Consider the following 12,923-nt stretch of genomic DNA (forward strand, 5'->3'; position numbering starts at 1 on the left):
TCGCAACGGCCGGCCCGCCATCACATGCGCAGGGCGCGCCACAGCAGCAGCGGCGCATCGGCCTTGCCGACGGTGGGGCGGCGGTAGAGGCTGGCGTCCTGCAGCGCATCGACCTTGTCCAGGATGCGCAGCCCGCCCTGCACGACCAGGCGCAGCTCCCAGCCGATGCGGCCCGGCAGGCGGTGCACCAGCGGTGCGCCGGACTGCATCAGTGCACGCGCCCAGGCCGACTGCTCGGCCAACAGTGCGCGCACGGCAGGGGTCAGTGCAGCTGGCTCGGCGCGCAGGTCTTCACGCCGCACGCCATGGGCGGCGCAGTCGGCATCGGTCAGGTAGTGGCGCCCGCGCGGCAGGTCCACGCTGAAGTCCTGCCAGAAATTGATCAGCTGCAGGGCGGTGCAGATGGCGTCGCTGCGGGCCAGCGATTCGGCATCGTCCACCCCGTACAGATGCAGCAGCAGCCGGCCCACGGGGTTGGCCGAGCGGCGGCAGTAGTCGAGCAGTTCGGCGCGGTCGGCGTAGGTGGTGCCGGAATCGGTCTTGCGCACGTCCTGTGCGAAGGCGCTGAGCAGGTCGTCCATCAGCGCCAGCGGCAGCTGGTGGGCGCGTACTTGCGGCGCCAGCCCTGCAAAGACAAGAGGCCAGGCCGTGCGGGCGAGCATGGAGGCCTCGCCTTCGGTGCCCAGCGCCATCAGGTCGGCACGGTAGGCGGCCAGCGCAGCCAGGCGCTCGGACGGCGTGGCGTCGCCCTCGTCGGCCAGATCGTCTGCAGTGCGTGCGAAGTGGTAGAGCGCGGCAATCGGCGGGCGCAAGCGGGGCGGGCACAGCCAGGACGCCACGGGAAAGTTCTCGTAGTGCGTGACCGGGGCGGGGGAGGCGGGCAGGGTGGGAGCGGTGGACTTCACGGTGGCCGATTGTCGATGCTGCGCGCAAGGCCATGCATTTCACTTGACGGGCTCAAGGGCTTCTCCTAAATTACTAACCCGTCAGTCAGTAAACGGCGCCAGCCAGCTGCCGCGGCATGTTGCCCGGATCTTGCAGCCCGCAGCCGCTTTTCGCACCAGCCCTCCCGGATCCACATGCCCGACTTGCCATCGAACCCTGCCGCGCGCGCTTTGCCGCGCCATCTTCTTCTTGCCCCTCTGTGCCTGGCCGCCGCGCTGGCACTGGGCGCCTGCTCCAAGGCCGAGCCGCCGCCCGAGCCGGTGCGCGCCGTCAAGCTGCTCACTGTAGGCGTGGGCGCGCTGGACACGCAACTGGAATACGCGGGCGAGGTGCGCGCGCGCATAGAGTCGCGCCTGGGCTTTCGCGTGGCCGGCAAGCTCGTTCGCCGCGAGGTGGAGCTGGGCCAGCACGTGCAGGCAGGTCAGTTGCTGGCGCGGCTCGATGCCAGCGACTACCGGCTGGGAGCTGACGCCGCGCGCGCCCAGGTGGCGGCCGCGACCACGCAGCGCGATCTTGCCGCCGCCGATGTGAGGCGTTACTCGCAGCTGAAGGCGCAGAACTTCATCAGCGGTGCGGAGCTGGAGCGGCGAGAGGCCACGCTCAAGTCCGCCCAGGCCACGCTGGACCAGGCCAAGGCGCAGCTGGCATCGCAGAGCAACCAGGAGGCCTATGCGCAACTGCTGGCCGATGTGCCCGGCGTGGTGACCGGCATAGACGCCGAGCCGGGCCAGGTGGTGTCGGCCGGCTCGCCCGTGGTGCGCATTGCCCAGGACGGCCCGCGCGACGTGGTGTTCGTGGTGCCCGAAGACAAGCGCGGCGCCATCCGCGTGGGCCAGAAAGTGAATGTGCGCCCGTGGTCGGCCGGCATGCAGCCGCTGCAGGGCCAGGTGCGCGAGGTGGCGGCCAGTGCCGATCCGGTCACGCGCACCTACCAGGTGAAGGTGGCACTGCCCGCGTCGGATGCGGCCGCCGTGCCGCCGCTGGGCGCGACGGTCCATGCGCTGCCCGAGGGCATGGGCCCCACGGGCCAGCCCGTGATCAAGCTGCCCACCACGGCGCTGCGCCAGGAAGGCGGCGGCGGCCAGGGCACGGCCGTGTGGGTGTTCGATGCCGCCAGCAGCACGGTGAAGCTGCAGCCCGTGCAACTGGCCACGGCCGATGGCAACGAGGCCGTGATTGCCGCCGGCCTGACGCCCGGCATGCAGGTGGTGGCCGCCGGCGTGCATGTGCTCACGCCCGGGCAGAAGGTCACGGTCTATCAGGACCGGTATGACAAGACGCAGCAGCCGGCACAGGCGCCTGCCGCCGCAGGTGCCGCAGCTTCCGCAGGTGCTGCGTCCAGCGGAGCGGCCCAATGAGCGGGCCCAAGCACAAGGCGCCGCAGGGCGGGCACTTCAATCTTTCGCGCTGGGCGCTGGACCATGTGGCGCTGACGCGCTATTTCATGGTCGTGCTGCTGCTGCTGGGCTTTGCCTCGTACTTCCAGCTGGGGCAGGACGAAGACCCGCCCTTCACCTTCCGCGCCATGGTGGTGCGCACCAACTGGCCGGGCGCCACGGCGCAGCAGATGGCCGAGCAGGTCACCGACAAGATCGAGCGTACGCTGCAGGAGGTGCCCTACGCCGACAAGATCAGCAGCTACTCCAAGCCCGGCGAGTCGCTGATCATCTTCCAGCTCAAGGACAATTCGCGCCCCGGCGATGTCCAGCAGCTGTGGTACACGGTGCGCAAGAAGATCGGCGACATGCGCTACACCCTGCCGCAGGGCGTGCAGGGGCCGTTCTTCAATGACGAGTTCGGCGATGTCTATGGCGTGATCTACGCCCTGCAGGCCGACGGCTTCAGCTACGCCGAGCTCAAGACCATGGCCGACGACGTGCGCCAGCAGCTGCTGCGCGTGCCCGATGTGGCCAAGGTCGAGCTGTTCGGCGTGCAGGACGAGAAGGTCTACATCGAGCTGTCGCAGCGCCGCCTGTCGCAGCTGGGCCTGGACATGAACCAGGTGCTCGGCCAGCTGGGCCAGCAAAACGCCATCGAGGGCGCAGGCGTGCTGCAGACGCCGCGCGAGGATGTGCAGGTGCGCGTGGCCGGCCAGTTCCTGGCGGTGGACGAGTTGCGCGCCATGCCGATCCGCGGCGCATCGGGCGCGCAACTGCGCCTGGGCGATATCGCCGAGATCCGCCGCGGCTATGCCGATCCGGCCAATGTGAAGGTCCGCCACCAGGGGCGCGAGACGATTGCGCTGGGCGTGTCCATGACCAAGGGCGGCGACATCATCCGCCTGGGCAAGTCCCTGCGCGGCGCCGTGGGCGACATCGCGCGCACGCTGCCGGCTGGCGTGGAGCTGGCCAACATGCAGGACCAGCCCAAGGCCGTGGCCGATTCGGTCAACGAGTTCCTGCAGGTGCTGATCGAGGCCGTGGTGGTGGTGCTGGCCGTGAGCTTCATCAGCCTGGGCCTGCACAAGCGCGAGGGCCACCAGCCGCTGTGGAAGCGCTGGTACATCGATCCGCGCCCGGGTCTGGTGGTGGCCATCACCATTCCGCTGGTGCTGGCCGCGACCTTCCTGGCCATGTGGTACTGGAACATCGGCCTGCACAAGGTGTCGCTGGGCTCGCTGATCATCGCGCTGGGCCTGCTGGTGGACGACGCCATCATTGCGGTGGAGATGATGGTGCGCAAGATGGAGGAGGGCTACGAGAAGTACCGCGCCGCCACCTTTGCCTACGAGATCACGGCCAAGCCCATGCTGACCGGCACGCTGATCACGGCGGCGGGCTTCCTGCCCATCGGCATGGCCAGGTCCATGACGGGCGAGTACACCTTCGCCATCTTCGCGGTGACGGTGATTGCGCTGGTGCTCAGCTGGTTCGCCTCGGTGTACTTCGTGCCCTACCTGGGCATGCTGCTGCTCAAGCGCCCGCCGCACGCGGCCACGCTGCCGCCCGAGGTGGCCTCGGGCGAGGTGCCCATCGAGGAGACCAAACTCAATGCGTCCTCAGCCGAGCATGAGGTCTTCGACAGCCCGTTCTACAACCGCTTCCGGCGCGCCGTGAACTGGTGCGTGACGCACCGCTGGCTGACCATCGCCATCACGGTGCTGGTCTTTGCGCTGGGCCTGGTGGGCATGTCGCGCGTGCAGCAGCAGTTCTTCCCGGATTCCAGCCGACCCGAGGTGCTGGTGGACATCTGGTTCCCCGAAGGCACGTCGCTGGCCGCCAACGAGGCCGTCACGCGCCGCGTGGAAGAGCGCTTCATGAAGCTCGACGGCGTGCGCACGGTCAGCGAATGGGTAGGCTCGGGCGTGCCGCGTTTCTACCTGCCGCTGGACCAGGTGTTCCCGCAGAACAACGTCTCGCAGTTCATCCTGGTCGCCCAGGACCTGCCCACACGCGAGCGTCTGCGCAAGGCGCTGCCGGCGCTGCTGGCCCAGGAGTTCCCCGAAGTGCGCGGCCGCGTCAAGCTGCTGCCCAACGGGCCTCCCGTGCCCTATCCGGTGCAGTTCCGCGTCTCCGGCACCGATCCGCAAAAGCTGCGTGCCTATGCCGACGAGGTCAAGCAGGCCATGATCGCCAACGCCGACATGCGCGGCGTCAACGACAACTGGAACGAGTCCGTCAAGGCCGTGCGCCTGGAGGTGGACCAGGACAAGGCGCGCGCCCTGGGCGTGAGCAGCCAGGCCATCGCCCAGGCGGCCCGCGTCATGCTCAGCGGCTCCACCGTGGGCCAGTTCCGCGAGGGTGACAAGCTCATCGACATCGTGCTGCGCACGCCGTATTCGGAGCGCGACGCCATCACCGACATCGCCAACGCCTACCTGCCCACGGCATCGGGCAAGTCGATCCCGCTCACGCAGATCGCCAAGCCCGTGATGGTCTGGGAGCCCGGCGTGATGTGGCGAGAAAAGCGCATGTTCGCCATCACCGTGCAGGGCGATGTGCGCGAGGGCCTGCAGGGCGCAACGCTGACCCATGCGCTGCTGCCGGGCCTGCGCGAGATCGAGGCGCGCTGGCATGCCGCGGGCGACACGGCCTACCGCATCGATGTGGCCGGCGCCGTGGAGGAAAGCTCCAAGGGCTCGGACGCCATCGTCGCTGGTGTGCCCGTGATGCTGTTCCTCACCTTCACGCTGCTCATGCTGCAACTGCGCAGTGTCAGCCGTTCACTGCTGGTGTTCATCACCGGGCCGCTGGGCATTCCCGGCGTGGCGGCGGCGCTGCTGCTGCTGGGCCGGCCCTTCGGCTTCGTGGCGCTGCTGGGCGTGGTGGCGCTGATGGGCATGATCCAGCGCAACTCGGTGATCCTGATCGACCAGATCGAGACCGACCGCGCGCGCGGCGTGCCGGCCTGGGACGCCATCATCGAAGCCGCCGTGCGCCGCCTGCGCCCCATCGTGCTGACGGCCGCTGCCGCCGTGCTGGCCATGATCCCGCTGTCGCGCAGCGTGTTCTGGGGCCCCATGGCCGTGGCCATCATGGGCGGGCTGATCGTGGCCACCGTGCTGACACTGCTGGCGCTGCCGGCCATGTACGCCGCCGTGTTCCGCGTGCGCCGCGAGCCCACGCATTGAGGTGGCGGAAACGCAGAGGCCGCCGCTCAAATCCGGGGTATGGCAATGCACCCCGCAATTGCGGCTAGAATCTGCGCCCTGACCTAGGAGCCGCCGCGCAGGCGGCTCCCCCAAGAACCAGCGCGGGTGGCGAAATTGGTAGACGCACCAGGTTTAGGTCCTGACGCCAGCAATGGTGTGGGGGTTCGAGTCCCCCCCCGCGCACCACAATAAAAACCCGGTGTAATCCACCGAAACCCCCTCAAGCCCGTTTTCTCCTATGAAAACGGGCTTTTTTCTTGGTTCGACGCCTCTGTGCGTACCGGCCGAAGCTGGCAGGATCTGGCGCAAAATCACATCCCAATCCCGCACGGTTCCCGCATGCGATCCCGCATGACCTGGCGCGGGTAAAGGGGGCGTGGGTGGCGTATTTCCGAAAACTCAAAACGGGGTGGCGCGCAGAGGTTGAGCGAATGGGCGTGCGGCGCACAGCAGTGCGGCCGACAAAGGCGGAGGCTCAGGCATGGGCTGTCGCCGAAGAGGCTGCGATTTTGGCCGGCGCAAGGGGTGAGTTTCCCCGGCGCACCCTGGCCGAGGCCGTAGAGCGATATCGGTGCGAGGTCACGGACAAGAAGCCGTCATCGACGGCGCGGGCCGACAACCTGCGTTTCGACGCTTGGCTTCGCGAATTCCCCGAGCTGGCGGCCAAGGTCTTTCATGAGATCACGGGCGACGATTTGGCGCGCTGGCGTGATGCCAGGCTCAAACAGGTGTCCGGGTCCAGCGTGCTGCGTGAAGCACAGCAGTTTCGGCCTATCTGGTCGCTGGCCGTCAAGCAGTGGAAATGGGCGGGCAAAAGCCCGTGGCCAGAAATCAAGCTCCCCGGGAAGGCCCACGCACGACGGCGCACGGGGCAGTGGTCTGAAATCCGGCTGATGCTGCGATCTGCAATGGTTTCCCCGCGTGTGGCTCCCGTGGCCCCCATGCAGCAGGCTGCGTGGGCCATGCTGGTGGCCCTGCATACCGGCATGCGCAGCGGCGAAATCCTGCGCATGTCGCGCAGCAACGTGGATTTGCGGCGCAAGGTCTACGAGCTGCCGCACCACAAGACAGAGGCCATCGTAGGGGCGCGGCGCGTACCACTGACAAGCCGCGCCGTGCGCCTGCTGCGCGTGCTGGAGGCTTCAGCCGAGGCTGCTGGGCGTGACGCCTATTGGACCATCAGCGATGCGAGCCGCGACACGCTCTACCGAAAGCTGCGCGATCGGGTGATGGTTGAGGGCCTGCGCTTCCATGACCTGCGCGCCACGGCCCTGACATGGCTCAGCAAGCGCGTGGACGTGATGACGCTGGCCCGCATCAGCGGCCATGTGGATATCAATGAGCTGTTCAATACCTACTACCGGGAATCGGCCGAGGACATCGCCGCACGGCTTTAGGCCATTTCATAACCCATCGGTTATTTTTTGCTTTTATCACCTATGGGTGATTTTGGAGCACGCCATGGATTACTTGTTGCAGTTGCCGCACCAATTGGCCCCACAACTCAAGTCATTGCGCAAAGCGGCCGGCATGAGCCAGGCCCGACTGGCTCACCTGCTTGGAATCTCCCAGGCCCGCGTGGCTGTGATAGAGCGCGATCCGCTGGCTGTCAGCGTCGGCCAGCTGGCGGAAATTTTGCGGCTGCTGGATGTTCAGTTGGTGCTGCGTGCCAATGATGTGCCGGGCTCTGGGCGCGAAGCCTTGGAGCTGCCGCCCGGCTGGCAGCGGCGCAAGCCACAAGGGCGCTGGTAGGCCCATGCAACGCTCAATGGCGCCCCTCTGCCCATGCTTTCACGTCAGCCACTCGCCAATAACGAATGCGGCGGCTGGCGTTGATGAAGGGCTTGGGAAAATCCGGGCGCTTGGTCAGGCGCGCGGTGACGTGCTCGCGGCTCAGGCCGAGGTATTCGGCAATTCCTTGAGTGTCCATGCGGGGTGCGGTGCTCAGATGCGGGTTCATTTCGTTGGTTCCTTTGGGTGGTTTTTGAGACTGGTTTTTTTTGGGCTGGTTCGCACTCATGGGCTTACTTCTGGTGGCGCCGGCTCGATGGCATCGGCCCGGATGGTGCCGGCCAGGATGTGCGCGGCCAGCTTGTGAGCGCCGTCGAACACCTGGCCGGCGATGTCGCCGTTTTCGACAAGCAGATCGGCAGACAGGTCCGCAGCCGTTGCCAGCTGCGCGGCCCATGCCGAGTCCCAGCGGTTGCCATCGCATGCCATCTGCACCACCACTGCCAGGGAGTGGTGCAGGCCGTGGGCGTTGCGTTTTTCGGGCGGCAGGCGGGCCGCCACCTCGGCGCCGACGCCCACCAGCTTGGCCAGGTAGGCCAGCAGCTCCCGCTGCTCGCTGCCGTGGTCTGCCATGAGCATTGCCACGGACTTGTCGCGCAGCTCGCGGGCCATGGCGCGCATTGCGTTGCCGCGCCAGATGGGCGCCGCGTGGGGGTTGTAGTGCTTGCGCCTGGTGTGCTTTTTCATGTTCTCAGCCCTTCTTTGGTGCCTTCGCGTTGCGTGCCGCCATCAAGTGCTCTCCCATAGCCCAGCGCGTCTGCAGCAGCGGTGCAATCACGCTGGGCGGCAAGGTGTGCAACCTGGCCTGTTGCGGTTGGCCGGCCTGCATTGCAGGCAGCATCTGCACGAACACGTCTGCCATTTCTTCGCTTATGAACGCAGCGCATTGCATGCCGTCCACCTCAATGAACACGTTGATTGCTGTGATGGTCATGCCGTGGTCCCCATGGCCAGCCCCAGGGCGATCGGCCGCACCCATACAGGCTGCGCCGAGAGGATGAACGTTTCGCCGCTCAACGCGAGCAGCAGCGTTTCACCCATAACGTGGGCGATGGCCTCGCCGGCCTCGCTGGGCACGGCATTGCCGATGCGCTCGCGCTTGGCCTGGTCGCTGGTGCCGTCCAGTTCCAGCAGCTCGTCGGGTTCGACCAGGCTCTGCAGGTGCGCCAGCTCCAGGGTCGTGAAAGGGCGGTGCCATGTGCCGTCCTCGGACACGATGCGGCACACGAGCTTGTCAGCAGCTGCCGGCATGCGCGGATCGGCCACGCTCCAGCGGCCGTTGTCGTGGCATGCCGCGCCGCTGACGGCGCCGGCCTGGCTGTCCCACGGCACCACGCCGTAGTGGCCGCCCGTGGTGTACGCGGTGCGCTCGGCGTCCATGCCGCTGCGCGGGTCGGCCACGGCAAACGCGCCCTGGCCGGTGGTGCTGCCGCTGATGACGGTGCCGGCGTGAGTGCCGTAGGGTGTCACGGCGTACTTGCCAAAGCACGGGCCATCGCGGCGCGGATCTGCCACGGCCAGGCGGCCGAAGTCCCGGATGCTGGCCGGGTCCACGTCGATGCCGCCCAGGCAGCGGAATTTCGCCTGCAGGTTGCCCACTCGGGGGCTGGCGCGGTTGAAACCACGCGCGCCGCCGCCCAGGCCGCAGAACAGATGGAAGTGGCGGATTTCCACGGGGGTGGTGGTTTGCATGGTCATGCTCCCTCGGTGTTTGCTGCGGGCGAAGCGGGTGCTGCTGCAGCGGCGCCTGGCCATATGTCGTCGCGGTATGCCCAATGTGTGCAGGCGCGGGCAACATCAGCCCCATCCCCATCGCCATCGGTGTGGAAATCACTCGCTCGGATGTCGTGGATCTGGACGCCGCCGAAGTCGTCGTGTGCTGTGACGGCAATCACGCGCACGGCCCTGTCATCCGTCCACGCCGGAATGCCGGTGCGCCAGGGCAGGGCCACGGTCGCGGGCATAGGCTGTATGTGTGTCCGCCATTGGTGCCCAGACGGATCGGCGAGCGCTTTTTTCAGGTCCGCCAGGCTCCCGCCAGACAAGTCCACGCCGCACACATAGACCGGCACCTGCTCCAGATGCGGTGCAGCAGGAATTCCAGAGGCGGCGAAGGCACCGCGCATGTGGAGCATGTCGCCCAGCACCTGCATGGCTGTGTGCAAATCCTGCTCATGGTTGCGCACCTCGCGCACGGGGGCTGCGCCCCAATCGGCCACCGGCGTTTGTGCCAGGTTGCCGGCCAGGCCGGCGCGCGTTGCCTCGATGGTGGCAATCAGCCACGCGAGGGTCAGTTGAGTGAGGGTCTGGGTCATGGCTCAGGCTTCCAGACGTTCAACGCGCAGCACGGGGCGGCCGGTGGCCAGGTGCGCCAGGTTGCTGGCCGCGCTGGCGGTGGGTGCGCTCAAGTTGTGGGTGGGCAGCAGACCGGCGTCGGCCAGCTGCTCCAGCTCGGCGGCCTCGATGTGCGGGGGAATGATGGTGGCGCGATAGGTACGCATGGCAGGGGTGGCGTGTTGCATGTTGGTCCTCTGTGGGTGGTGGTTGCGGGTTCAGGCGACCAGCTGCAGCTGGGCGGGGTGGGTGATTTCGGGCATGGGGTGGCCTCCTTTGCGGGATCAGCGGGAAAAAACGGGGGTGGGGGTGGTGGCGGCGGGCCGGTAGAGCACAGAATCGGGGCTGCTGGGACTGCTCCAGTCCTCTGCCTCGTGCCGTCCGCGCCCGAAAAGGGCTCGCAGCGTCTCGCCGCGCAGGCGGGCCGTACAGTTATTGAAACCAGTCCAAGGGCGCGCCAGCGGCGCGCGGTCAGCGCCCATCGCAAGCGCTTTGCCGCTATCGGCATCCGTGCACGTTGCGGGGTCGAAAGTCTCGGTTTCCTTGGCCACGCTGCGCCATGAAATGCGGCGCGACACCAGCCAGCGGCCGGCGCGGGTTTCCAGGCCCACCACGCGGCCCTGGCCCGGGGCAATCTCTTCGCCGTACTGATTCACGGCGCCGGCCGGCACGGGGCGGCGGGCAATGCTCAGGTGCCAGCGGCCACGGCCCACGCAGTGGCCGCCCATGGCCTCCATGTAGCGGCGCCAATCGGCCTTGATGTCCTCGCTGTGCTTGTGGCACGCGCCCCAGGCCTGCCAGGTGGCGCGGTCGCCGTCCAGGCGCATGGTTTCGATCTGGTCTTTACCCACGCGGCGCAGCTCGCGCCACACGCACACGCTGGGCATGCCAATGGCTTGGAACTGGCGAATGCCCCAGCACGCGGCCCAGGCGTCTACGCGGCGGTGGCCGGGCATATCGCCCTGCTCCACGTCCCACAGCTGGCCTTGCGCCACATCCAGGTGGTCAGCCAGGGCCGCATGGCCCACGCTCTTGGCGATGTACTTGGCCACATAGCCGGCCGCGCCGCCCGTGGTCATGCGCTTCACATTCACGCGGTTCTTTGCCGCGCCGCGCTCGTCGCCATCGTCTTTCAGCCACCACTTGCGGATTGCGGCCTCGATGTGCTGGGCGTGGGCCTCGCACTCGGCCCACACCAGGGCGTGCCAGTGCGGCGTGGCGTCGTGGTGGGGCTCGGCCACGCGAATGCCGTACATGGCAATGCCCGCGTTGCTCAGGTGCGCGCGCACGAGCGCCCACTTGTCGCGCAGCCACATCTGGGCATCGCGCGGGGTGCTCACGCCGTCATAGCGGGGGTTGGGCCGGGGCCGGCCGCCGCTGCCCAGCGTCACGGCATGGAAGCGGCTGGGCGCTGTCAGCGTCAGGAACAGGCCCACATGATTGCGGGCGTCTGCATATTCCTCGGCGCCACGGATGCGCGTCATCAGCTCGCCGCCGCGAATCACCGGGTTGGACGGCGACAGGGCCGCCAGCTCGGCCAGCGTGAACACCTGCCCGGCCTCGTTCTTGAACAGCGAGCGCTCCAGCGCCTTGGCGTTGCGCTCCACCTGCGCCGTGCGGCGGCGCACCGTGGCATTGCTGGCATAGCCGCCCGCAAAGCGGTTGACCACGCCCAGCTTGACGGCGCCGGCCTCCACCGTGCGCGTGACGTGCTTGCGCAGCAGGCGCCGCCACCACGCCGAATCCATGGCACGCCGAATAGCGGGCTCACCCACCAGCGGCGCGGACTCCTGCACGCCCATCATGCGCAGCATCAGGCGCACCAGGTCCACGCGCGCCGGCAGGTCCATGGCCTGGGCCTGGGCGCCCGAATCCAGCTCTGCGACTTCTTCGGCCAGGCGCTTAGCCATGGCGCATATCTCGTAGTCGCTCAGATTCCACTCGGCCGCATTGCCGTGGCGCGCTGCAAAGTCGTCAATGGCCACCAGCGCGTCGAAGCACGCCGCCCACTCGGGCAGATTGCCCGCGCCCAGCTTGCCCAGGCCCATGGCGCGGATGGGCTGCAGCCACTGCGGCGGCAATGCCTTCTCCAGCGCCTGCATGGCGGCTTGCACCATGTGCGGGCGGGGCTTGTGGCGCTTCCATTCCTGCTGCGATGCAGTGCGCAGGCGGCGGCCGGTGGGCTTGGCGTTGAGCAGCGCGGACATGGCTAGTTCTTCACCGTCAGCGAATGCAGCTTCGCCATCTCGTCGGCCATGTAGCGGATCTGGGCCTTGATGGCATTGCGCTCAGGCGGCGGCAGCTCGCGCCACTCGCGGCGGCCCAGCTCTTCCAGCTCGCCCTCGATGCCCGCCAGCAGCAGCACCGACATGCGAATACTGATGTGCAGCGTGGACCACTCGCGCGCCTCGGCATCGCTCCAGCGGCCATTGCTTGAGCGGTACACGGCATCGTCCTTGAGGCGGCGCAGATGCTCGCGGCACTCTGCAGGTGTCATGCGGGCAATGTGCGGCGCCACGGGCGGCGCAGGCAGGCGATGCAGGACGGGTGCCAGGGACGGGGCAGCGTTGTGCACGCCCACCCATTGCAGGAATTGCGGTGCGGAGATTTCGGACAGGTTCACCGCGCACCCCCGTTCAAGCGCACGGCGGTCAGGAACCAGGGCAGTCCGTAGATGAGTTCCACGGTGGCCTGGGCGGCGGCGCGGTTCGCGGCGCTGAGCACCACGCGGCGGCGCACATGCAGCGCGTCAACATGGGTCACGGCGTACTGGCTCATGCCGCACTCCCTTGCGCCCCGGCCCCTGCTGCGCGCGGGTCCACGTAGAAAGCCAGATGCAGGCCGCCCAGGTCCAGCTCCACGGCAAAGCCGCCATCCTTGAATGCGGCCCTGTTGCGGGCCTTGCCGCCCATGCCCATGAGGGCCTGCAGCATGCGGCCGTTGCGGGCGCGGTCCTGGCCGCCGTGGATGAACAGGCCGCCGATGTTGGCGCACTCGTGGCCGCTCACGTCCACGCCGGCCGCGCGCAGGGCGGGCAGGTGCTGCTGCAGCCGCTGCAGGTCGCTGGCGAGGCCGTCAATTTCCTTGAGCCGCGCAGCGTGCCGGGTGTGCTCGGCCCGCAGGGCCTCATCCACCAGGGTGATCTGCTGCGCGGGCCGGGGCCTGCGGAGTTCAAAGAATTGCATTGCGTCCTCTCGGGGTTGCGTTTTTCAGGGTGAGCACGTCCCGCAGGGCCTTCTTTCAGGCTCCACAGGAACAGGGG

The 12,923-nt window shown here is 67.9% G+C and carries 14 protein-coding genes, 1 tRNA gene and 1 pseudogene; 5 read left to right on the forward strand and 11 right to left on the reverse strand.

The genetic code is table 11. From position 1 onward, the window contains the following. Positions 1-20 precede the first annotated feature (20 nt). The gene (hpnC, locus tag ACN20X_RS12180; protein ID WP_473210649.1) at positions 21-905 is read right to left on the reverse strand and encodes a squalene synthase HpnC; all 885 of its coding nucleotides are present in this window, start codon (positions 903-905) and stop codon (positions 21-23) included. 174 nt (positions 906-1,079) lie between these two features. On the opposite strand from hpnC, the gene ACN20X_RS12185 reads away from it, so the two are divergent. From ACN20X_RS12185 to ACN20X_RS12205, 5 genes are all read left to right on the forward strand, one after another. Next, a complete protein-coding gene (locus ACN20X_RS12185; RefSeq protein ID WP_016449590.1) occupies positions 1,080-2,303 on the forward strand; it encodes an efflux RND transporter periplasmic adaptor subunit in 1,224 nt (407 codons plus the stop codon). Then, complete coding sequence (locus tag ACN20X_RS12190; protein ID WP_473210650.1) at positions 2,300-5,515, forward strand: efflux RND transporter permease subunit; 3,216 nt, start codon at positions 2,300-2,302, stop codon at positions 5,513-5,515. The genes ACN20X_RS12185 and ACN20X_RS12190 overlap by 4 nt, the downstream gene beginning before the upstream one ends. Positions 5,516-5,635: 120 nt before the next feature. Then, a tRNA-Leu gene (locus tag ACN20X_RS12195) sits at positions 5,636-5,722 on the forward strand. Positions 5,723-5,967: 245 nt separating this feature from the next. Beyond that, complete coding sequence (locus ACN20X_RS12200) at positions 5,968-6,933, forward strand: tyrosine-type recombinase/integrase (RefSeq protein WP_016454069.1); 966 nt, start codon at positions 5,968-5,970, stop codon at positions 6,931-6,933. Between the two features lie 64 nt (positions 6,934-6,997). Then, the gene (locus tag ACN20X_RS12205; RefSeq protein WP_016454070.1) at positions 6,998-7,288 is read left to right on the forward strand and encodes a helix-turn-helix domain-containing protein; all 291 of its coding nucleotides are present in this window, start codon (positions 6,998-7,000) and stop codon (positions 7,286-7,288) included. Positions 7,289-7,301: 13 nt separating this feature from the next. Here the strand turns inward: ACN20X_RS12205 and ACN20X_RS12210 are convergent, their stop codons facing one another. From ACN20X_RS12210 to ACN20X_RS12255, 10 genes and pseudogenes are all read right to left on the reverse strand, one after another. After that, on the reverse strand, positions 7,302-7,556 hold the full coding sequence (locus ACN20X_RS12210; RefSeq protein ID WP_016454071.1) for a helix-turn-helix transcriptional regulator: 255 nt from the start codon (positions 7,554-7,556) through the stop codon (positions 7,302-7,304). Next, a complete protein-coding gene (locus ACN20X_RS12215; RefSeq protein ID WP_473210651.1) occupies positions 7,553-8,014 on the reverse strand; it encodes a hypothetical protein in 462 nt (153 codons plus the stop codon). Before ACN20X_RS12215 ends, ACN20X_RS12210 begins: the two co-directional genes overlap by 4 nt. Positions 8,015-8,018: 4 nt before the next feature. After that, on the reverse strand, positions 8,019-8,261 hold the full coding sequence (locus ACN20X_RS12220) for a hypothetical protein (protein WP_473210652.1): 243 nt from the start codon (positions 8,259-8,261) through the stop codon (positions 8,019-8,021). Continuing rightward, positions 8,258-8,845 (reverse strand): annotated as a pseudogene (locus ACN20X_RS12225) (DNA cytosine methyltransferase); the annotation flags it as partial. The pseudogene ACN20X_RS12225 and the gene ACN20X_RS12220, both read right to left, overlap by 4 nt. Before the next feature lie 176 nt (positions 8,846-9,021). Further along, positions 9,022-9,642, reverse strand: coding sequence for a hypothetical protein (locus ACN20X_RS12230; protein ID WP_473210653.1), 621 nt, complete (start codon positions 9,640-9,642; stop codon positions 9,022-9,024). 3 nt (positions 9,643-9,645) lie between these two features. Further along, a complete protein-coding gene (locus tag ACN20X_RS12235; protein WP_096915321.1) occupies positions 9,646-9,849 on the reverse strand; it encodes a hypothetical protein in 204 nt (67 codons plus the stop codon). A gap of 96 nt (positions 9,850-9,945) precedes the next feature. Beyond that, the gene (locus ACN20X_RS12240; protein ID WP_473210654.1) at positions 9,946-11,868 is read right to left on the reverse strand and encodes a replication endonuclease; all 1,923 of its coding nucleotides are present in this window, start codon (positions 11,866-11,868) and stop codon (positions 9,946-9,948) included. Positions 11,869-11,870: 2 nt separating this feature from the next. Next, positions 11,871-12,284 (reverse strand): hypothetical protein, encoded by a 414-nt coding sequence (locus ACN20X_RS12245; protein WP_016454079.1) that lies wholly within the window; start codon positions 12,282-12,284, stop codon positions 11,871-11,873. Beyond that, a complete protein-coding gene (locus ACN20X_RS12250; RefSeq protein ID WP_016454080.1) occupies positions 12,281-12,439 on the reverse strand; it encodes a hypothetical protein in 159 nt (52 codons plus the stop codon). Before ACN20X_RS12250 ends, ACN20X_RS12245 begins: the two co-directional genes overlap by 4 nt. Beyond that, positions 12,436-12,846 (reverse strand): hypothetical protein, encoded by a 411-nt coding sequence (locus ACN20X_RS12255; RefSeq protein ID WP_016454081.1) that lies wholly within the window; start codon positions 12,844-12,846, stop codon positions 12,436-12,438. Before ACN20X_RS12255 ends, ACN20X_RS12250 begins: the two co-directional genes overlap by 4 nt. Positions 12,847-12,923: the final 77 nt, after the last annotated feature.

The organism is Delftia sp. PX-1 (genome assembly GCF_055797465.1).

Bases quoted from the DNA above. Each gene is read 5' to 3' on its own strand.
- ACN20X_RS12185 (WP_016449590.1), top strand. From the start codon at position 1,080: ATGCCCGACTTGCCATCGAACCCTGCCGCGCGCGCTTTGCCGCGCCAT.
- ACN20X_RS12190 (WP_473210650.1), top strand. From the start codon at position 2,300: ATGAGCGGGCCCAAGCACAAGGCGCCGCAGGGCGGGCACTTCAATCTT.
- ACN20X_RS12200 (WP_016454069.1), top strand. From the start codon at position 5,968: ATGGGCGTGCGGCGCACAGCAGTGCGGCCGACAAAGGCGGAGGCTCAG.
- ACN20X_RS12205 (WP_016454070.1), top strand. From the start codon at position 6,998: ATGGATTACTTGTTGCAGTTGCCGCACCAATTGGCCCCACAACTCAAG.
- ACN20X_RS12210 (WP_016454071.1), bottom strand. From the start codon at position 7,556: ATGAGTGCGAACCAGCCCAAAAAAAACCAGTCTCAAAAACCACCCAAA.
- ACN20X_RS12215 (WP_473210651.1), bottom strand. From the start codon at position 8,014: ATGAAAAAGCACACCAGGCGCAAGCACTACAACCCCCACGCGGCGCCC.
- ACN20X_RS12220 (WP_473210652.1), bottom strand. From the start codon at position 8,261: ATGACCATCACAGCAATCAACGTGTTCATTGAGGTGGACGGCATGCAA.
- ACN20X_RS12230 (WP_473210653.1), bottom strand. From the start codon at position 9,642: ATGACCCAGACCCTCACTCAACTGACCCTCGCGTGGCTGATTGCCACC.
- ACN20X_RS12235 (WP_096915321.1), bottom strand. From the start codon at position 9,849: ATGCAACACGCCACCCCTGCCATGCGTACCTATCGCGCCACCATCATT.
- ACN20X_RS12240 (WP_473210654.1), bottom strand. From the start codon at position 11,868: ATGTCCGCGCTGCTCAACGCCAAGCCCACCGGCCGCCGCCTGCGCACT.
- ACN20X_RS12250 (WP_016454080.1), bottom strand. From the start codon at position 12,439: ATGAGCCAGTACGCCGTGACCCATGTTGACGCGCTGCATGTGCGCCGC.
- ACN20X_RS12255 (WP_016454081.1), bottom strand. From the start codon at position 12,846: ATGCAATTCTTTGAACTCCGCAGGCCCCGGCCCGCGCAGCAGATCACC.